Annotated in this window: 17 protein-coding genes; 5 read left to right on the top strand and 12 right to left on the bottom strand. The window is 66.5% G+C overall.

Translation table 11 applies throughout. From position 1 onward, the window contains the following. The first annotated feature begins 3 nt into the window (after positions 1 to 3). Together AAFP35_RS15640 and AAFP35_RS15635 are read left to right on the top strand one after the other, a co-directional pair. Positions 4 to 876 (top strand): metal ABC transporter ATP-binding protein, encoded by an 873-nt coding sequence (locus AAFP35_RS15640; RefSeq protein ID WP_419222558.1) that lies wholly within the window; start codon positions 4 to 6, stop codon positions 874 to 876. Further along, positions 873 to 1,748, top strand: a complete 876-nt coding sequence (locus AAFP35_RS15635) for a metal ABC transporter permease (RefSeq protein WP_419222557.1) — start codon at positions 873 to 875, stop codon at positions 1,746 to 1,748. Before AAFP35_RS15640 ends, AAFP35_RS15635 begins: the two co-directional genes overlap by 4 nt. 10 nt (positions 1,749 to 1,758) lie before the next feature. On the opposite strand, the gene AAFP35_RS15630 is transcribed toward AAFP35_RS15635, so the two are convergent. Beyond that, entirely contained in the window at positions 1,759 to 2,085 is a 327-nt protein-coding gene (locus AAFP35_RS15630; protein ID WP_419222556.1) for a DUF2599 domain-containing protein, read from the bottom strand. Between the two features lie 294 nt (positions 2,086 to 2,379). On the opposite strand from AAFP35_RS15630, the gene AAFP35_RS15625 reads away from it, so the two are divergent. After that, positions 2,380 to 3,483: a beta-mannosidase gene (locus AAFP35_RS15625; RefSeq protein WP_419222719.1), complete on the top strand. Its 1,104-nt coding sequence runs from the start codon at positions 2,380 to 2,382 to the stop codon at positions 3,481 to 3,483. A gap of 10 nt (positions 3,484 to 3,493) precedes the next feature. On the opposite strand, the gene AAFP35_RS15620 is transcribed toward AAFP35_RS15625, so the two are convergent. The 4 genes from AAFP35_RS15620 to AAFP35_RS15605 are packed head-to-tail and all read right to left on the bottom strand — an operon-like array spanning position 3,494 to position 10,168. After that, complete coding sequence (locus AAFP35_RS15620) at positions 3,494 to 5,176, bottom strand: glycosyltransferase family 39 protein (protein WP_419222555.1); 1,683 nt, start codon at positions 5,174 to 5,176, stop codon at positions 3,494 to 3,496. Further along, on the bottom strand, positions 5,176 to 6,690 hold the full coding sequence (locus tag AAFP35_RS15615; protein ID WP_419222554.1) for a glycosyltransferase: 1,515 nt from the start codon (positions 6,688 to 6,690) through the stop codon (positions 5,176 to 5,178). Before AAFP35_RS15615 ends, AAFP35_RS15620 begins: the two co-directional genes overlap by 1 nt. Then, positions 6,687 to 8,213 carry a hypothetical protein gene (locus AAFP35_RS15610; protein ID WP_419222553.1) on the bottom strand — a complete coding sequence of 509 codons (1,527 nt, stop codon included), beginning with the start codon at positions 8,211 to 8,213 and terminating at the stop codon, positions 6,687 to 6,689. The genes AAFP35_RS15615 and AAFP35_RS15610 overlap by 4 nt, the downstream gene beginning before the upstream one ends. After that, positions 8,210 to 10,168, bottom strand: coding sequence for a hypothetical protein (locus AAFP35_RS15605; RefSeq protein ID WP_419222552.1), 1,959 nt, complete (start codon positions 10,166 to 10,168; stop codon positions 8,210 to 8,212). The genes AAFP35_RS15610 and AAFP35_RS15605 overlap by 4 nt, the downstream gene beginning before the upstream one ends. A 186-nt stretch (positions 10,169 to 10,354) precedes the next feature. Between AAFP35_RS15605 and AAFP35_RS15600 the strand changes: the two genes are divergently transcribed. After that, entirely contained in the window at positions 10,355 to 11,161 is an 807-nt protein-coding gene (locus AAFP35_RS15600; protein WP_419222551.1) for an alpha/beta fold hydrolase, read from the top strand. Between the two features lie 58 nt (positions 11,162 to 11,219). On the opposite strand, the gene AAFP35_RS15595 is transcribed toward AAFP35_RS15600, so the two are convergent. The 7 genes from AAFP35_RS15595 to AAFP35_RS15565 form a co-directional block, all read right to left on the bottom strand. Further along, positions 11,220 to 12,767, bottom strand: coding sequence for a carboxylesterase/lipase family protein (locus AAFP35_RS15595; RefSeq protein WP_419222550.1), 1,548 nt, complete (start codon positions 12,765 to 12,767; stop codon positions 11,220 to 11,222). A 231-nt stretch (positions 12,768 to 12,998) separates the two neighbouring features. Then, a complete protein-coding gene (locus AAFP35_RS15590; RefSeq protein WP_419222549.1) occupies positions 12,999 to 13,754 on the bottom strand; it encodes a LamB/YcsF family protein in 756 nt (251 codons plus the stop codon). Between the two features lie 376 nt (positions 13,755 to 14,130). Further along, a complete protein-coding gene (gene rlmB / locus AAFP35_RS15585; RefSeq protein ID WP_419222548.1) occupies positions 14,131 to 15,081 on the bottom strand; it encodes a 23S rRNA (guanosine(2251)-2'-O)-methyltransferase RlmB in 951 nt (316 codons plus the stop codon). A 1-nt stretch (position 15,082) separates the two neighbouring features. Beyond that, the gene (cysS, locus tag AAFP35_RS15580; RefSeq protein ID WP_419222547.1) at positions 15,083 to 16,477 is read right to left on the bottom strand and encodes a cysteine--tRNA ligase; all 1,395 of its coding nucleotides are present in this window, start codon (positions 16,475 to 16,477) and stop codon (positions 15,083 to 15,085) included. Positions 16,478 to 16,517: 40 nt separating this feature from the next. Continuing rightward, on the bottom strand, positions 16,518 to 16,988 hold the full coding sequence (ispF, locus tag AAFP35_RS15575) for a 2-C-methyl-D-erythritol 2,4-cyclodiphosphate synthase (RefSeq protein ID WP_419222546.1): 471 nt from the start codon (positions 16,986 to 16,988) through the stop codon (positions 16,518 to 16,520). Continuing rightward, the gene (gene ispD / locus AAFP35_RS15570; RefSeq protein WP_419222545.1) at positions 16,985 to 17,746 is read right to left on the bottom strand and encodes a 2-C-methyl-D-erythritol 4-phosphate cytidylyltransferase; all 762 of its coding nucleotides are present in this window, start codon (positions 17,744 to 17,746) and stop codon (positions 16,985 to 16,987) included. Before ispD ends, ispF begins: the two co-directional genes overlap by 4 nt. A 40-nt stretch (positions 17,747 to 17,786) precedes the next feature. Then, positions 17,787 to 18,275 carry a CarD family transcriptional regulator gene (locus AAFP35_RS15565; protein WP_419222544.1) on the bottom strand — a complete coding sequence of 163 codons (489 nt, stop codon included), beginning with the start codon at positions 18,273 to 18,275 and terminating at the stop codon, positions 17,787 to 17,789. Between the two features lie 329 nt (positions 18,276 to 18,604). Between AAFP35_RS15565 and AAFP35_RS15560 the strand changes: the two genes are divergently transcribed. Beyond that, positions 18,605 to 19,240, top strand: a complete 636-nt coding sequence (locus AAFP35_RS15560; protein WP_419222543.1) for a hypothetical protein — start codon at positions 18,605 to 18,607, stop codon at positions 19,238 to 19,240. Positions 19,241 to 19,419 lie beyond the last annotated feature (179 nt).

The raw sequence follows: 19,419 nt of genomic DNA, 5'->3' as shown, positions 1-19,419 counted from the left end.
CTCATGGCACAACCCGATCGCGAGGCCTCTGCCGTCACCGACTCCGGACTCGACGACGGCACCGTTGCCCGCTTCGACCACGCACGCCTGGCCTTCGGCCCGCGCGCGCTGTGGGACGATCTGTCGCTGTCCATCTCGCGCGGCGAGTTCATCGCCGTCCTCGGGCCCAACGGATCCGGGAAGACGTCGTTCCTGCGCACACTGCTCGGGCAGTACGAGCTGAGCTCGGGACGACTACAGGTGACCGACGCGATCGGCTACATCCCGCAACAGCACGCCGACGACTCCGATCCGATGGCGCTTCGCGGACGCGACCTGGTCGGCTTCGGCGTCGACGGCCGCCGGTGGGGTCTCGGCTTCCGCGGCCGGGCCAACCGGAAGCGTCTCGTCGACGCCGCCCTCGCCGAGGTCGGCGCGACCGCTTATGCGAACGCCCCGATGGGTCTGCTGTCCGGCGGCGAACAGCAGCGACTTCGCGTCGCGCAGGCGCTGACCGGTGATCCGACATTGCTGCTGTGCGACGAACCGCTGTCGAGTCTGGACCCCACCAATCAGCAGTTGGTCGTCGATCTCATCGACCAACGCCGCCGCAATGCCGACACCGCCGTCGTCTTCGTCACGCACGAGATCAATCCGATCCTGCCGTACGTGGACCGGGTGCTGTACCTGGTCGGCGGCGCATTCCGGATCGGCACGCCCGACGAGGTGATGACCACCGGCACGCTGTCGAACCTCTACGGCAGCGAGGTCGAGGTGCTGCGCGTCAACGGTCGCCTCCTGGTGATCGGCGGCGAGGACGCCCACCACTGCGACCACCAACACGAACCCCCGACGACCCCCGTCCAGCGGGTCGACGGCGAGCGGGCCGCCCAGTGACGGACGGTCTCTCACTCGCGGCTGCCGAAGTCGAGATCAGCAAACTCTGGGACTTCGAACAGACCGCGGAACTGCTCAGTCGTGGCTTCGTCCAGCAGTCGTTGATCGCCATGGCCCTGCTCGGTCTGCTGGGCGGCATCCTCGGTCCGCTCATCGTGTCCCGCCAGATGTCGTTCGCGGTGCACGGCATCAGCGAATTGTCGGTCACCGGCGCAGCGGCGGCGTTGCTTCTCGGGATCAGCATCAATGTCGGTGGCGTCATCGGCGCCGTCGTGGTGGCCGCCGTCTTCGGGTTCATGGGTAACCGTGCACGCGAACGCGATTCGGTGATCGGCGTGGTGATGGCGTTCGGCCTCGGCCTCGGCGTGCTGTTCCTCTCGCTGTACGGGAGTGCGCGCACCGGCTTCGCGATGCTCACCGGACAGGTCGTCAGCATCGGTACCGCCGGACTCACGGCGATCGCGATCACCACGGTGATCGTCGTCGTGGGCATGGCGATCATCTACCGCCCACTGCTGTTCGCGTCGCTCGACCCGCGGGTGGCCCGCGCTCACGGTGTGCCCATCCGCACCCTGTCGGTCGTGTTCGCGGTCCTCATGGGTCTGGCGTGCGCCCAGGGCGTGCAGATCATCGGCGCCCTGCTGGTGATGTCGCTGATGATCACCCCGGCCGCCGCCGCGGCCCGACTCACCGCCAACCCGACGACGGTGCTGGTGATCTCGGTGGTGTTCGCGGAGGTCGCCGCGATCGGCGGTGTGATCCTGTCGCTGGCACCCGGTCTGCCGGTGTCGGTCTTCGTCACCACGATCTCGTTCGTGATCTACGTGATCTGTCGTTGGGTGGGTCACCGACGGCAGTACGCCACCCGCTGAGCAGGGCGCGTCATTCCTCGGGCGCTCCCGGGTTACAGCGGGTCGACACCATCTCCTGCTCGGTGACCACCGGGCGCGACGGTTCGATGTTCCAGCTGGGTTTCTCCGGCGCCACGAGCCGCGCAAAGGTCCAGTGACAGTCGAACTGTGCACGCATACCCGGGGTGTCGGCGTCCGGGTCCATCGCGAGCACCTCGCGCCATGCGACATCTGCACCGCGCGGATCCTCGGTGCGCCGCCCCGATTGGGTCGGGTGGATCTGCAGACTCGGCCCGACGGCGGTCTGTACCCACTCGGCGTGGTCCACGTACGGCGGCGGGTACGACGGTGTCGTCATCGGTGGTGTCGTCATCGGTGGTGCCGACATCGGAGACGACGGCACTGGCGGCGCCTCGGGCCTCGTCGAAGGCCCTGTCGTCGAAGGCTCTGTCGTCGAGGGTTTCGCCACCGACGACACCGTCGTCGGGGTCTCGTCGGACGCACAACCGGTCCCGACGGCGAGAACCGCACCACCGCTCACGGCCAGCACAGCACACCGCCGCCACGTGCCACTCCATCGCATTCCTCCGACGTTAGCGGCACCGCGACGTTCGTCCGGGGGTAACCTTCGCGTGTGCGATGGCTGCGGGCGATGGTTCTCCTCGGTTGCATCCTGATCACGACCGTGTCCCTGGCCACGGGCTGTGCGGCCCCGACGACGCCGGAACAGCCGACCTCGGTGCATCACGGCGATAAGGGGCGCGTCTCGACGACGGACACCGGACTGACACTCGATCGTCGACCGTGGTGGCCCGCCGGGTTCAACGCCTATCAGCTCGGCACCGACTGGTCGGTCAATCGTGGTTGCGGTGCCACCGTCGACCTCGACGAATACTTCGGTCAACTGCCTGCGCGCGCGTTGACGCGCATCAACCTGTTCTCCATGTTCGTGGTGAACAAGAACACGGGGCTCATCGACTTCGCCCCGTTGGATCGGGTCTTCGCCGCGGCCAAACGGCACCGACAGATGGTCCTGCCGGTGCTGACCGGCAGTTCCGGCGACTGCGAGGATCACGAATTCAAGGAACGTGACTGGTACGTCGACGGTTGGCAGCACGAGGAGTCACCGGGCGGCATGACCTTTGCCGACTGGATGACCACAGCGGTCACCCGGTGGAAGAACGAATCGACCATCGCCGGTTGGGAACTCGTCGGCGAGCCTGAAGCGAGCGTCTGCGGTCCGGGTGGCTGCGCATGGCAGAACAGGCAATGTCCGACAGGTGGTGCGCAGGTGTTGCGTACGTTCTTCGACACCGCCGGCGCGCGACTGCACGAACTCGATCCCGATCGAATACTGTTCGCCGGCTTCATCGGTGGCGACCAGTGCGGATTCGAGGGAGACGACCTCTCCACGGTAGGAGCCTCGCCTCAACTCGATGTCCTCGACTTCCACGACTACGGATCGGAGACCACGCTCTACGGCCCGGCGGGCAGCAATCTACCCACCCGCATCCGGCAGGCACGCGCCCTGCGTAAGCCATTGATGGTCAACGAGATCGGCATCCACGCCGGCTCGTGCCTACCTACGTCCACCCGAGCCGCACAGTTCCGGTCCCGCATCGCCGAGCAGCGCGAACTCGGCACCGCTGGAGCACTTCTGTGGGCATTCGTGCCCGACCCTCGACCGAACGAGTGCACCTACGACATCGGGTTCGACGACCCGGCCTGGCAGATCGTCGCCGACGTCGTCGACTGATCCTTGTGGTTCAGCGCTCCGCTCCCTCGAGCAGGGTTCCCGCGGACGTCACGCGGTAGATCCGCCAATTCGGCAGGTTTGCACCCTGATTGCGCGCCTCCAGGACCTGCACGGACACCTGCGCGCCGTTCTCGTACAGGGTCGGATACCGGATGTTCAGTGCATCCGACTCACCACGCCCGGTCTTGGGGACGGCGAGCATGAATCGCACCCCATGCGCGGCCGGGTCGTTGAGGATCTCCGAGAAATCCTGATCCGACGGGATCACGAACTGTTTGGGACGCGTCGACTGGGCGATGATCGCGAAGGCGTAGACGGTGTCGCAGAGTACGCTGCCGTCCGGGAGATTCAGCCGGTCCAGGTATTGCGCGATCGCCCGTTCGGTGGAGAACGATCGTAGTGTGCGTTGCGCATCGAGCGATTTCTTGTCCACCGCATCCGGATTCGGCCGCACCACCGACTGCAGTGCGAACTCCTGCGGCGCGTACTTGGTGGAGGTCATCCCGAGTGCGGTCACCGGCACGGCAACCACCATCGTGACCACGGCGGCGATGCCGAGAAGGCGGTGCCTGGTCGTCCGCGCCGCGACGAGGTCGGGCAGACGCGCCTGGGCGCCGAGCCGCCGGAAGGGAGTCGCACGACGCGCAGGCACGGCCACCAGTGCGACGATCGCCGCCAGCAGGATGACGGTGATGTAGAAGCGCAGGAAGCCGAACGTCGTTCCCCGTACGTAACTGAAGATCTGGAAGAAGAGCACAGCGCCGATCAGTGGAACAGGAGCCAGGATGGGCCCCATACGTCCCCATCGCCGCCGCGCGTTGATGACAACCACCAGCAGCAGAGGGAACAGCGGCGCGAGGATGAGCACCTCGACGACAGAGAAGGTCAATGCCGGGAACGGACCCGACGAACCGCTCCCACCCGAGAGTTCCAGGATTGTGGTATTGCCGTACTGCGAGGCCATCTGCGCGAAGAGATCGCCGGTGATCAACCAACTCGTGAACGCCCAGCCGAGAAACGCGACCGCGCTCGGTAGCGCGATCAACCCCATGTCCAGAATCGCCCGATTGACCCGTTCCTCGGGCACGCTGCGCCGATAACTCACCACCGCCACGACGATGCCCGCCGCGAGCGCTGATGCAGCGCCGTCGTACCGGGTCAGATAGGCGAAGCCGAGAGCCATACCGGCGGTGACCAACTCGTGGACGTCGTCGGTGTCCACCCAACGCATCCCGCGCCGCCCCGCCCACGCAAGAAAGAACAGGTAGGGCGCCTCGCTCATACCGTTCGCCGCGTAGAAGATGATCATCGGGTTCGCGGCAAAACAGACGATCACCGGTGTGGCGATCCATTTCTCGATGCCGCGATCGCGGGCGATCCCCCACACCTGCATCACCGCAGCCGCCATGAACCCCGACGACATGACCGCCGCGGACAGCGCCGACGTGGTCATCGACGGAAACAACGGTGTCAGGGCGGTCATCGGGAGCTGCACGATGGCGGTCAGCGGGGTGAAGATGAAGCCGATCGCCGACACGTGCGGATCGCGGCTGAACAGCACGCTCTGCGCCGATTGGACGCGCGAGAGCGAATCGCCCATGAAGAACCGGACATCCGCGGCCAGGTAGACGCCCACCACGAGGTAGATCAACCAGATGACCGCGAACAGTCCGATGACCTTGCGCCGACTCATCACTGGGTACCTGCGCCCTCGGCAGATGCGGCATCGTCGGTGTCCGCCGACTCCCCCGTCGCCGCGAGCCCGTGAAAGGTCTTCTCCCAGTACGACGGATTGAACAGCATCTGCCACATCCCCTTGATGGCGGCGACACTCATCATGACCCAGTACACCGGGACGATCAGCGCCGACCACATCAACTTGATGCGACCGTCTTCACGGATGGCGATGAGATTCATGTAGATGGCGGCACCGTTGCCGAAGATCAGCGAGATGAGCGACAGGTAGTAGATCGGTCCCGGGAACAGGTCGGCGAAGATCGGTGGCTGCGCCGCAATCCAGACGAGCATGATGAGCCAGAACACCATGTTCATACATGCGATGACCGGTGTGCCCGCAATCAGCACGGTGAACCGATACCACGCAACCGGTCCCAGTATTCGCCACAGGTCGACCGGGTGGCGCATGTGCACCAACCAGGTCTGCATGTAGCCCTTGTACCACCGCGATCTCTGGCGGACCCAGTTGATCGGATCAACATTCGCCTCCTCGAGGGTCAGCGAATCGAGCACCGCGGTCCGATATCCACGCCCCGCGATACGAACGCCGAGATCGGCGTCCTCGGTGACATTGAAGGGATCCCACGCTCCGATGTCGTCGAGCACCTCCCGCAGGAAGTGATTGGAGGTGCCGCCCAACGGGATCGGCGCCCGGCTGACCATGAGGCCGGGTAGCAGATAACTGAACCAGATGCCGTAGTCGGCGGTGAACCACTCGGTGAGCACGTTGTCGCGCGGATTGTGGAAGTTGAGCTTTCCCTGCACGCACACCACGGTGTCGTCGTCGACACTGCGGAACGCCGCCACCGCGCGGCGCAGCTGGAGCGGATCCGGCAGATCCTCGGCGTCGTAGATCGTGACGATGTCCCCGGTCGCGAAATGCAGACCGTAGTTACATGCCTTGGGTTTCGTGCGCGGTTGGGCGGCGGGGACCAACACCACCGTGACCATGTCGTTGGCCTCCACCTCGCGTGCGGCCTCGATAGTGGGCGCGTCGTCTTCCTCGAGCAGCAGCAGCACCTGCAATTTGTCCCGCGGGTACTCCAGCGACTCCATTGCCGCGATCAGGTCGCCGACCACTTCCGGTTCCCCGTACGCGGGGACCAGGACCGTGTACGGCGGCAGATCCGCATCCGGTATGCCGCGCGCGGCCTCGTCGTCGATCACGATGGCGCCGTTGACGAGTCCGCGACGGAAGATCACCAGCCGGTCGACGAGCGCGAGGATGTAGACGACCGTGGCGATCGAGATCAGTCCGGCCGCGGTGCCCACCGGAAAGAGCACCAGCAGCACTACCAGGACGACCACCGTCACCGCGCCGATGATCTTCTGCCCGCGGCTGAACGGAACCGACGCCGACATCTGCGGGTCGATGTCCCGAAGCCGCTCCACGGCGTCGTACAGCGACGACGCCCGATAGTCGGGATCGTCGAGCAGCGCGGCGATGTCGCGGCTGTCGCGCCCGGTCACGACGACGCCCTGTCGATCGCGTCGACCTGCGTGTCGATCAGGTCGGTTGCAAGGCCGACGAGCAGGTCACGGTCCTTCAACTGTGGTTCGAGGTCCACGGTCACCGAGTTTCCTCGAAAGAGCACCGTGAAGAAGGTGTTCAAGTTGCGCAGCACTGTCACATTCGGGGAGGGGAACGCGGCGTCGGGTTCGTGGTTGTCCACCGAGATCAAGATGACCCGTTGTGTCTTGTTTCCATCGGTCCACGACCAGTAGAGGCGGTTGTAGGTGAGGTAATTGGTGTCGTTCACGACGGTCTGCAGATAACCCGTCACGCCGTGCGGCAGGCTCACCGCCACCGGCGCACTGAAGCGTGCCCCGACGAGGTCATAGACGAAGAAGATCGGGTAGACGTCGAAACTCAACGGATTCGCGGTCTCGACGGTGTTCGCCACCACCTTGCGGGACCGTGCGAACTTGTCGAACTCCAGACTGCCCTTCGTCTGGAACAGGTCCTGGGCGAACATGACCGCTCCCGGTCCGTACAGTCGCGATACCCAGTTGTACTGCGCCACCGCCCCTTCCGACCATCCCGACGGAACGATCAGGGGCGGCCGGGTATCCAACCCGGGAACGTAGGTGTCGGCCCAGCGGCCATACGCCGGCGTCGGTACGAAGAACATCGCGATGGCGATCACCAGGATGAGCAGCGCAGGCCTACCGAATCGCGGCACCGACACCGCGATCAGCCGTCGCCCCAGGGGCGACCACGAATCAGTCTGTCGCCGATGGTAATCCACGTACAGCAATGCGCTGGCCACAAGCGCCGCCCCGAGCGCGGGCAGGGTCTGCAGCACCGCTTGCGCCGCATCCGGGAACACCACCCGCAGGAACACCAGGATCAGTACCCCTACCGCGGCGGCGATGCAACCACCGACGAAGGCTCGCATGGCGGTACGTCCCACCGCCACGGCGGTGGCGAATGCCCCGAAGACCACCATCACGAGCCCCGCGAGCGTCGGCGATCCTCCGAGCGAGAGCACGATCAGCCGGTAGGGCACGGGGAAGATGATCAATCCCAGCAGCCATACCCAGCGATACCGTGCCACCGGCCGCAGACCGAAAGCGAGACAACAACTTCCGAGGACAAACGCCCACAGGGCCAACAGGTCGATGTGTGTCGTCAGGTAAGCGCCCGAGTACCGACGGTTCGCCACATCCATGACCAGGGCCACCAGCAGGATCACCGCCCCGACGATGACGTCGGTCTGCCGGTCGCGGATGGGCAGTTCGGCGCCGCGTCGCCACGAGACGCCGATCGCCGCGATGATCACCAGCACGATCGCCGCGGGCAGATAGCTGATGAGCGTGCCCGCACTCATCTCGCGGGCGACCGCGACCAGCGTCTCCCAGAATCCGAAGACCGTCGCCGCCAGGATGAAGGCCCATCGCACGAACACCACGACAGCCGTGCTCTCCGGCAACCGTTCCCGCAGGCCCGGCCCCCGCGCCGACGGGGCCGGAGCCGCGTCGGTGACGGTCACGGTTGCTCCGGACGTCGCCTGCGCCGCATCAGCAACGTTCCGAGGACGATAAGACCCGCCACCACCGCGGCGCCGACGGCGATTGCGACGACGATCGGCCACGACGCGGTCCACCCGGAGTCGGTCTCGGGCGGGTTCACCTCATCGGTCGCCACCCGGACCGGCTCGTGGTCGGCGACCTGCATGATCGCGTCGCCGGACACACTGCCCCATCGATCGTCGGTGCCGAGCCATCGCAACAGCGCATCGAGATCGCCGGAATCCTCGGTAGAGGTCGCGACCAGCACCGTGCGGTTGTCGTCGCGGGCCACTTCTACTGCGCCGTATTGGATTCCGGGATTCAGGGTGACCGTCGAGGCCTGTCTCTCCCCGGACGATGACACCACGCTGAGCGTGCGATTGTCCGTCTGCAGGGGCAGATCGAGGTCGGGCAGTCCCGTGCCGTCGGCCGAGATCAGCACCGCAGGCTGTTCCGAGGAACCGGCCGTGTCGACCGACACGACATCGAAGCCGAGCGGCACCGCCGACAGCGACTGCAGCCCCGCACCTATTTGCACGGCACGCGACACGTCGCCGACATCCCCCTTCGTCCAGGCGAGTTGGGTACGCGGCATCAACGTCTGCGGCAGCGAGGCGAGGCCGCCGGGCTGGGGCGGATCCGCCTCGTCGGATCGGATCTCGCCGGAGGAGTTGAGACTCAACGTGCTGCGATGTCCGGTCCCGCAGCCCTCCCCGAGGTCACTGCGCTCCAAGGTCAACGTCACCTCGGTATAGCGGGTCAGCACGTCGTCGGGGATGTCCACCCACGTGTCGTAGGTTCCGGAGCCGTCCGTCTTGATCGTGTCGATGACGCGGTCGCCGACCCGAACGGAGATCGACGTGTTCGCGTCGCCCGGTCCGGGGCTGTACGAGCCGGACAACTGCACACGAACGCCTTTGGCAGACCTGCCCAGTCGGGTCTGGTCGATGCCGAAGGTGATGGTGGGCCACGCGGCCGACGTGACGGTCTGGTCGGTGACACCGAGATCGGCAAGCGTCTGTACGTCGGGCGCCAATTGCGGTGCGCTGTGCAACGTCCCCGCTACTGCGGAGGAACTGAGCGCGATCGACGCCAGGTTCGAGGTCAGGAACTCCGTCTGCGTGAGCAGTTCCTCCCCCGAGCCCCCGATCACCAGATAGCTGCTGCCGCGGCTTCTCTGCACGCTGACGCCGGGCGGTGCGTCGGAGTTGATGACGATCTGACGCTCCAGGGGTCCTGGGACCGACGGCGGTGTCATCGCCCCGCGCGGCAGTGCGACCGTCCTGATCGGCACCGGGGCCGTGCCGTAGTGCGCGACGACCGCTGTGGCGAGGTTGACCGCCGACGCCCCTTCGGCCTGCTGCACGTCGTCGGGGACGTAGATCGTCAGACCACGGAGTACGGGCGGAAGGAATTCCGCGACGGTCGTGGGGATGGCCTCTCGTCCGGTGTAGGTGATGGTGGCGTTGTTGATGCGAAACGAGGTCTCCGGATCGAACTGACAGATGCCCTCGACGCGCAGGTAGGCGCGCAAGGTCAGATCGGCCGCGTTCTCGCTGACCTCGACCCCGCGCAGCGGCAACTCGATGGGCGCGTTGGGACTCGGATTGATCGGCGTCCGGGAGATGAGTCGGTCACCCTGCAAGACATCGACGTTGCCGCCCGTGGCGAACGACGGCAGTTGCGTGGTCCCGCGCAGCACCGACGGCGAGAGATCCGGCGGCACGGGCACACTCAGACTGACTTCTCCCTGCTGGCCGGGAAAGGTGATCGTCGGTGATGCACCGATGTCACGCAGACTGAGCGGTGCAGGCGGGTCGCCTGGTACCGCTCTGGCGATCGCGGCGGGCCCCACCAGCACCGCGATCACGCTCACCACGGCGACCAACACCGCCGTCGTCGTGACATGCTGACCAGACTTCTGACGAACGTGCATCAGATCCCTTCGGACGTGCTGGTCGGCCCCCGTCGACCGGCAATTCTCGACTCAGAACGCGCTTCCTGGTAGCGAAGTTAATCCACCTCGACGGAGTTGTCCGGGTAACACCCCAGTTGAATGTCGTTGTGATTTCGAGTCACAACCGTTTCCCGATCCGTCGGGACGTCTGGAACGATGGCAGGGGTGTCCAGCGTGACGGCGGGAGAGCAGGTCGACGGAGGTGTCTACGTCGACGTCGGCGGACGTCAGATATGGCATTTCCGGGCGGGCGACCCGGCCGGACAGCCCACCGTGCTCCTTCACGGGGTGTTCGGCGCGGCGTCGACGTGGGGTGCCCAGATCTCCGATTTCGCCGACGCCGGGCTGGCCGTGTTCGTGCCCGAACGTCGCGGGCACGGGCACACCCCCGACCAGCCCGGACCGTTCGGATACGCCGACATGGTCGCCGAGACCATCGCCTACCTCGAACAGGCCGTGCGCGTGCCGGCCCATCTGGTGGGTTGGAGTGACGGCGGCGTCATCGCCCTGCTCGTCGCGCGAGAACGTCCCGACCTCGTCCGGCGCGTGGTCATGGTGGCCAGCTACATCAGCCGCGAGGGGGAGGTCCCCGGCGAGTTCTTCGACATGATCCGATCCCGCCATCCCGCGACGGTCGAGTTCCTACGCAGCGACTACGCCCTCACCTCGCCCGACGGCGCCGAACACTTCGAGATCGTCTACGACAAGACGCTGGCCATGATCGACAGCGAGCCGGACCGGCGATTCGACGAATTCGCCGGGGTCACGACGCCGACGTTGGTGTTGGCCGCCGACAACGGCGCCGCACGTGTCGAACACGCACTCGCCCTGTCGCGCGCGCTCCCCAACGGCAGGCTGGCGGTGCTGCCGGGCACGCACATCCTGCCGGTGGAGTCACCCGAGGTGTTCAATCCCCTGGTGATCTCGTTCCTGACCGCGGAGCCCCCGGCCCGGTGGACGCCGCACCACTGACGCCGTGCACCGTCACCGGATCTGACGGGGGGGGTTGCGTCCACCGGGAGCCGAGTCTTCACGCCCGGGCGTGCACCTTGCGCCACGCGGCACGACGTTCACCGTCGGGATCGGTCTCGATGTGGTCGGGATCGTCGATGACCAAGACCTTGCGGCGAGCGTCATAGGTCGGCCAGCCCACGCCTGGCACGCCCGCGGTCGCGAATGCGCCCCAACGATCCTGGACTGCAGCGATGACGCGACCGGTCGAGCGCCAGTCACCCACCGCCAGTCCCGCGCCGAGTGCGGTTCGATAGGCGCCGAACACCGCGAACAGCTCGGTAGCGTGCGTGGCGCGCATACCGGTGGCCGCCAGTAGCCGGGTGTGGAAGTCGTAGCGGTACATGTAGGTGGGCGCGACGGCGCTGTGCCCTTCCGCGAACGCCGTCGTCGGCGCCCAGAAGACGGAGTCCGCGGAGAGTTCGACCAGCCCCTCGTCGGAGCCGTTGTAGAGCGCAGCGATCTCCTTGCGGTCCTGCTCGTCGTTGACCCGCACGAGAGCCTTCTCCGCGTCGGGAAGGACGCTCCACAGCTTGCTGAACAACTGTCCCTCGGCCTGATTGGTGCCGATGACAAGCGGAACCGGGAGGGTCTTGCCCGCATTCGCCGCGTCGATCGGCGACAGCGGGAAATACGCACCGTCGATCACCGGACCGAAGGGGATCGGATCGCCCAGACCCGCCTTTTGCGCGAACTTCATCAGATGGTTGCCTGCGACGAGCAGATCGCGGGCCGAGGCGCGCGCCAGGAGACGTTGCGCCTCCTCCGCCGGGATCGGCTCGGCGTCGGGGTCGACGCCCGAGGCACGACGCTGCGGATCGCGGAGCAGGCGAAGGAACTCGTCGGCGTAGATCTGCGCCGACTCGGCCGAGATGGTGAGCTCGGGTGCCGGGCTCTCGGCAATCGCCCGGGTGAACAGCCCGTCGGCGGCCGGCGTGCTGAGCAACGACACCACCGACGTGCCTCCGGCGCTCTCACCGAAGATCGTCACGTTGTCGGGGTCGCCACCGAACGCGGCGATGTTGCGCTGCACCCACTGCAACGCCGCCACGTGATCCTTCAGCCCCACATTGGAGTCGAAGGTGCGGTCCTCGGTGGAGTAGGAGCTGAAATCGAGGAACCCGAACGGCCCGAAACGGTACTGCACCGTCACCACCACGACGTCCTGGGAACGGGCCAGCAGCGAACCGTCGTAGAGCGGCGTCGCGGCGGTCCCGAGGATGTAGGCACCTCCGTGGATGAACACCATGACCGGCCGTGGCGTCGACGACGTGCGATCGGGCGAGAAGACGTTGAGGGTCAGACAGTCCTCGCCGATCGGCTGATACCGGCCCGGGGCCACCGCGGTGAACCGTTTGTCCTGGATGGCCGCCTTGCCGAAGCGGGCGCACGACCGCACCCCCGGCCACGGATGCACCGGCTGCGGATCGCGGAAACGGCCCCCGGCCACGGGCGGAGCAGCGAACGGGATGCCCTTCCAACTGATGGTGCCGCGACGCGTCCGCTTCCCCCGAACCCCCTCGACGATGCCGTCGGCGGTGGTAACCCTGCTGTCGATCGGTGTCATGACAACAACATAGCTGCCGCGCCTCCCCGCGACAGCAACCCGTTTCCCCGCGACAGCAACCGGTTTCCCCGCGACAGCAACCGGATTTCCCTCGGCAGCAACCGGCCACGCGCCGACAGCAACCGGCCAGTCGCCGACGGCAACCTCCGCAACGCCGAGAGCAACCTGATTTCCGCTGAGAGCAACCGTTTTGTCGCCGACGGCAACCGCCCGTTCGAAGTCCTCGCCGCGTCAGCCTGCGGACACGCGAATCCCGGCCGCCGACAGAGCGGACTGCACCGCCCGGGCGTGGTCGACCGCACCGGGAGTGTCGCCGTGCAGGCAGATGGACTCCGCGTCGATTCTGACCAGTGAGCCGTCGATCGCGATGACGGTGCCCTCGGCCACCATGGTCACGACTCGACGGGTGATCGCCGCGGTGTCGGTGAGCACGGCCCCGTCGTCGGTGCGCGGCACGAGCGTCCCGTCGGGACGATAGGCGCGGTCGGCGAAGGCCTCGACAATCGTCGGCAACCCGGCCTCCGACGCCAGCCGCAACGACAACGACCCGGGCAACCCCATCATCGGGAGCCCACCGCCGTACTCCACGACCGCAGCGACCGTCGCCCGCGCCTGAGGCTCATTCTTGACGATCGAATTATAAAGCGCACCATGCGGTTTCACGTACGAAATCGTCGCGCCCACCGACCGCGCAATGCCTTCGAGCGCCCCGATCTGATAAAGGATGTCGGCCGTCAGCCGAGCGGGCTCGACATCCATGAACCGCCTGCCGAAACCTTCGCGATCGGCATATGAGACCTGCGCACCGATCCGCACGCCCGCCGCGGCCGCTGCCCGACAGGTCGCGAGCAGCTCCTCGGGGCTGCCTGCATGGAACCCACACGCGACGTTCGCACTCGAGACCACGCTCAGCATTGCCTCGTCGTCGCCGACACCTTCACCGAGATCGGCGTTCAGATCGATGACGAGACCTGACGATCCACTCATGCCATCGATCCTATTCTTCTGCGCATCGCCGAGGGCGTATGCCGTCGACCCACGTTGAGTGCTATCGACGCACAACCGGTTGCCGTCGCGCGGCGCGCGTTGCCGGCAGCGAGAGGAGGGTGCCGTCGATGCAAAAGCAGTTGCTGCCGCCAGCAGAAAGGTTGCTGTCGACGGAATACCGGGTGCTGTCGGCATCAAGCCGGCGCCATCGACGCAACGCGTGATGCTTTCAGCAGAAATCCGGTTGCCGTCAGCAACAAACTGGTTGCTGTCGCCAGCAGAAAAGGTTGCTGTCGGCGGAAATCCGGTTGCCGTCGGCAGCAGAAAGGTTGCTGTCGGCGGAATACCGGGTGCTGTCGCGACGGTACCGCGGCGGTCAGAGCCGCCGTTGCCGGGCGAACTCGGCCAGCACCACGCCGGCAGCGACCGATGCGTTCAGACTCTCGACCTCACCGGCCATCGGGATGGAGAGGATCGAATCGCAGGTCTCGCGGACCAGACGGGACAGCCCCTTGCCCTCAGAGCCGACGACGATGACGGTCGGCGCCGTGCCGTCGTAATCGTCGAGGGTCACGTCGCCCTCGGTGTCGAGACCGACGAGCTGCGCACCCTCTGCGGCCCAATCCTTGAGCGTCCGAGTGAGATTCGGCGCCTGCGCAACCGGGAGCCGCGCCGCCGCACCGGCACTCGTGCGCCACGCGACCGCGGTGACGCTGGCGCTTCGCCGCTGCGGGATCAGCACCCCGTGACCACCGAATGCGGCGACCGACCGGATGACGGCGCCGAGATTGCGCGGATCGGTGATGTTGTCGAGCGCGACGAGCAGTGGCGGCGTCCCGCTGGCGATGGCGTCGCGCATCACGTCGTCGGGATGGGCGTACTGGTACTCGGGCACCTGCAGCGCGATCCCCTGGTGGAGCCCGTTCGACGACAGCCGATCGAGTTCTTGCTTACCCACCTCGAGAATGGAGATGCCCGCGTCACCTGCGTACTGCAACGATTCTGCCACCCGATCGTCGGGTTCGGAGTTCGTCGCGATGTAGAGGGCCGTCGCCGGGACACCCGCGCGCAGACACTCGAGCACCGGGTTGCGACCGAGCACGTACTCCGGACCGTCGTCCTTGCGGGTACGGGCACCACGACCGCCGGACGACTTCGCCGCGGCCTTGGCTCGCTTGTGTGCGGGGTGGTACGGACGATCGACGGCCTTCGGGGTCGCCCCCCGGCCCTCGAGCCCGCGCCGGCGCTGACCGCCCGAGCCGACCGTCTGCCCCTTCTTGGTGCCTGTCTTGCGCACCGCGCCTTTACGTTTCGAATTACCGGCCATGTCAGGATGTTCCCTTCAGCGACCATTGCGCACCGTCCGGTGTGTCGGTGACCTCCACGCCCGCCTCAGCGAGCCGGTCCCGCACCGCATCTGCTGTGGCCCAGTCCTTTTCGGCACGAGCCTGCGCTCGACGGTCCAGCTCGGCACGCACCAGCACATCGAGTGCGGTGGTGGCGGCCGAATCGTCGGCACCTTCGTCTCGCCAGTGCTCGTCGAGCGGGTCCACTCCGAGCACGCCCATCATCGCGCGCACCGACGACGCCGCCGCGAGTGCCGCAGCCCCGTCGCCGGATTCCAGCGCCGTATTCCCTTGTCGCACCGTGTTGTGGATCGCCGCCAGTCCGGCAGGGACGCCCAGGTCGTCGTTCAACGCGTCCGCGAACTCGCTCGGGACCTCGCCGACGACGACCTCGCCGACACGGGAGGACACCCGGGCCACGAACGATTCGATGCGCCGATAGGCCGCGGCGGCCTCGGTGAGCGCACCGTCAGAGTACTCGAGCATCGATCGGTAATGGGCACTACCCAGGTAGTAACGCAGCTCGACGGCACGGACCCGTTGCAGCATCGCCGGGATGGCCACCACGTTGCCGAGCGACTTGCTCATCTTCTCGCCGCCCATGGTGACCCAGCCGTTGTGTAACCAGTAGCGCGCGAACGGATCACCGGCACCATGCGCCTGCGCGATCTCGTTCTCATGATGAGGGAAGATGAGATCCATTCCACCGCAATGGATATCGAACTCGGCGCCGAGCAACGATGTCGCCATCGCCGAGCATTCCAGATGCCACCCGGGACGTCCTGGCCCCCAGGGCGTCGGCCACGACGGTTCGCCGGGCTTCGCGGCTTTCCACAGCGTGAAGTCACGAGGGTCCCGTTTGCCGGTCCCGGCGCTCTCACCCTGGTGGACGTCGTCGAGCTTGTGACCGGACAGCGCACCGTAGTCGGGCAGGCTCATCACGTCGAAGTACACGTTGCCGTCGGCCGCATAGGCGTGACCACGCTCGATGAGGCGCTGCATGTACTCGACCATCTGCGTGACGAATCCGGTCGCCCGCGGCTCACCGGACGGTGGGAGCACGCCGAGCGCATCGTAGGCGGAATCGAAGGCACGCTCGTGGGTTGCCGCCCACTCCCACCACGGCCGGTCGGCTTCGTCTGCCTTGCGCAGGATCTTGTCGTCGATATCGGTCACGTTGCGTACGAACAACACGTCGAGCCCCTGCTCGGCGAGCCAGCGCCGCAGGACGTCGAAGGCGATACCGCTGCGCACATGGCCGATGTGCGGGACCCCCTGCACGGTTGCGCCACACAAGTACACCGATGCCTGGCCCGGGTGCAGCGGCACGAAGTCGCGCACCTCGCGGGTAGCGGTGTCAAAAAGGCGCATTGTCACGACGTGCAATCTTACCTGGTCGACTTTCGTGACCCGGGCCTCATCGGTCCGACGACTCCACCAGCGCCGTCGCGACCGCCGCGACCCCTTCGCCCCGTCCGGTCATGCCGAGCCCGTCCGTCGTCGTCGCCGAGACCGACACGGGCGCTCCGATCGCCTCACCGAGCACCTGCTGTGCCTCGGCGCGACGTGGCCCGATCTTGGGTTGATTGCCGATCACCTGGACGGCCGCGTTGACGACCCGCAATCCGGCGTCGGCGAGCAACCCGCGGACGTGGCCGAGCATTGCGGTTCCCGAGACGCCTTCCCATTCGGGACGTCCCGTACCGAAGACGGATCCGACGTCGCCGAGCCCCGCCGCCGACAACACCGCGTCGCACAGCGCGTGAGCGCCGACGTCACCGTCGGAGTGGCCTTCGCAGCCGGGCGTGTCGGGAAAGTGCAGACCGACCATCCAGCACTCGGTGCCGGGTTCCACTCGGTGCGCGTCGGTGCCGATACCGACTCTCATGAGCGCCTTTCCTCGGATGATTCCGTCGAGCCGAGCTCGTGATGCGGCGAGTCCTGACGAACCGCCGCCCGATAGGCGGTACCCACTCGATCGGTGTCGGCGACAATGCTACGAGCGATGCGCAGATCCCATGGCGTGGTGATCTTCATGGCCAGCGGGTCACCGGTCACCACATGGACCGGGATCCCGCAGCGTTCCGCGAGTCCCGCGTCGTCGGTGGCGAGCCCGGAGGCATCCGCGTGTGCACGCAGCAAGGTGTCCCGGGTGAATCCCTGCGGGGTCTGGATGGCACGCAGCGGTTCGCGATCCACCGTCCGCACCACGATTTCCGGACCGGGATTCGGAAGAACCTCTTTGAGCGTGTCCGCCACCGGCAGCCCGGGCACCACCGCCGGATGTCCACCGCGGATCGCCTCGACCACCCGGCCGAACACGTCCGGCGGGGTCAACGGGCGGGCCGCGTCGTGAACGAGCACGATGTCCGAATCGCCACCGGCGGCAGAGATGCCGGCACGTACCGACTCAGACCGATGAGCCCCACCCGCGACGACGACGGCGTCCGGAACCAGACGGCGTGCGTCGTCGACGAGTTCGGCGGGAACCACCACCACCACATGCTCGGCGACCGCGGCATCGACGATCCCAGCCACGCAGACCTCGAGAATCGTCTGCCCGCCGAGATCGACGAAAGCCTTGGGAACCGCTTCACCGAGCCGGCTACCGGAACCAGCCGCCGGCACGATCACGCTCACCGTCATACCGGCCTCGCCGGAACGGCAGTCACGTGGATGACGGAGGTCAGGACGCTGCGGCCAAGACCTCGTCGAGAATGGTGGTGGCCTTCTCGTCATCGGTGTTCTGAGCCAACGAGAGTTCGTCGACGAGAACCCGCCGTGCACGGGTCAGCATGCGCTTCTCGCCTGCCGACAGACCGCGGTCCTGCTCACGTCGCCACAGATCGCGGACGATCTCTGCCACCTTGATGATGTCGCCGGAGATCAGCTTCTCCTGGTTCGCCTTGAACCGCCGGGCCCAGTTCGTCGGCTCCTCCGTATGCGGGGCGCGGAGCACCTGGAAAACCTGATCGAGACCCTCCTCGCCGACAACGTCGCGCACACCCACGTACTCGAGCTTTGTCGAGGGGATCTGAACGGTCATGTCGCCATCGGCAACCTTGAGGACGAGGTATTCGATCTGCTCACCCTTGATGGTTCGGGTCACGATGTCTTCGACCCGAGCAGCACCGTGATGGGGGTAGACAACGGTGTCGCCAACTTTGAAGTTCAATGTTCTATGCCCCTTTCGAGTACAGCCAGTCTAGCACGGGCGTCCGAGAGGCCCTACACAACGGCGCAGGTCAACGCACTGAACTGGCCAGTTGACCATCCCGCCGGGCAGTAACGGACCAGCGTAGAGCGGCCCCCGATCGCCCCGTGACCGGGCCCACAACGGGTGTTGAAAAGCCCCTCGGGCACACCTGCCGCCGATGGGTTCTCGACACCAATCGGGCACCCGAGGGGACTTTTGCGCGCGGCGCCCACTACGCTCCGTAGTGCAGGGTTCACGACGCCGTGTCCGACCCTGCGTGTCAGCCCTTGATGACCTGGGAGGAACGGGTGTCTGTGCTTCGGAAAACCGCTCGGCGTTCGCTTCGGCTGTCGGCCAAGGCCACTGCGGTCGCCGCGGTCGGAGTCGCGATTGCACTGGGCACCACCGCGTGCGGTGCCGGTCAGATCTCGCAGACCGCAAACCAGGAGCCGGCGGTGAACGGCAACATGGCCAATCTCGGCTCCATGCAGCTTCGCAACGTCCAGATCATCTACCCCGCACAGAAGGCCGACGAGGTCTTCGACAACGGCGGGCCGTTCGAGGTCTCGTTCGTGGTCAACAACGTCGACCCGGTGGAGAACGATCGACTGCTCGGCATCGATGCGCCGAAGGGCGGGTCGGTGACCATCGTCGGTGACACCACCGTCAAGCCCGGACAGGCACTGCGTGCGGGCAAGCCGATCGGGCTGCTCGAGCCCGAGGAGATCCAGGCCACCGACGAGCAGGATCGTCTCACTGTGCGGCTCAACGACGCGGGCGATTCCGTGGCGGCCGGGCTCACCACGCCACTGACCTTCCGCTTCGAGCGCGCCGGATCGGTCACCATGAACACCCCGGTGGATGCCGGCACCTACATGACGCGCCAGGACAAGATCCGCGAGGCCGAGCCGCCTGCCGACGAGCACGCCGGCGAGGAGCACTGAGCCCGCGCGCAACCGATCTGGAAGAACTCCCGTCGACACCCGGTGTCGACGGGAGTTCTTCGTTTGTCGGCAGCACGGGGTCGTCGGCGTGCGCCGCGGTGGGTGACCGGACGCCGGGATCGGAGTGGGCGGATCGGCCCGAGCCCGCACACAGTCACATTGCGACGAACGTCCCCGCA

The organism is Gordonia sp. CPCC 206044 (assembly GCF_048537895.1).
In the GTDB taxonomy this organism is placed as follows: domain Bacteria; phylum Actinomycetota; class Actinomycetes; order Mycobacteriales; family Mycobacteriaceae; genus Gordonia.
The sequence above is the reverse complement of the archived record's forward strand: the minus strand, read 5'-3'. Positions and strand labels throughout refer to the sequence as shown.

Excerpts from the sequence above, each read along its gene's own strand:
- AAFP35_RS15620 (WP_419222555.1), bottom strand. The coding sequence starts at position 5,176 with ATGAGTCGGCGCAAGGTCATCGGACTGTTCGCGGTCATCTGGTTGATC.
- AAFP35_RS15590 (WP_419222549.1), bottom strand. The coding sequence starts at position 13,754 with ATGAGTGGATCGTCAGGTCTCGTCATCGATCTGAACGCCGATCTCGGT.
- AAFP35_RS15595 (WP_419222550.1), bottom strand. The coding sequence starts at position 12,767 with ATGACACCGATCGACAGCAGGGTTACCACCGCCGACGGCATCGTCGAG.
- AAFP35_RS15630 (WP_419222556.1), bottom strand. The coding sequence starts at position 2,085 with ATGACGACACCGTCGTACCCGCCGCCGTACGTGGACCACGCCGAGTGG.
- AAFP35_RS15640 (WP_419222558.1), top strand. The coding sequence starts at position 4 with ATGGCACAACCCGATCGCGAGGCCTCTGCCGTCACCGACTCCGGACTC.
- AAFP35_RS15605 (WP_419222552.1), bottom strand. The coding sequence starts at position 10,168 with ATGCACGTTCGTCAGAAGTCTGGTCAGCATGTCACGACGACGGCGGTG.
- ispF (WP_419222546.1), bottom strand. The coding sequence starts at position 16,988 with ATGAGAGTCGGTATCGGCACCGACGCGCACCGAGTGGAACCCGGCACC.
- ispD (WP_419222545.1), bottom strand. The coding sequence starts at position 17,746 with ATGACGGTGAGCGTGATCGTGCCGGCGGCTGGTTCCGGTAGCCGGCTC.
- rlmB (WP_419222548.1), bottom strand. The coding sequence starts at position 15,081 with ATGGCCGGTAATTCGAAACGTAAAGGCGCGGTGCGCAAGACAGGCACC.
- AAFP35_RS15625 (WP_419222719.1), top strand. The coding sequence starts at position 2,380 with ATGGTTCTCCTCGGTTGCATCCTGATCACGACCGTGTCCCTGGCCACG.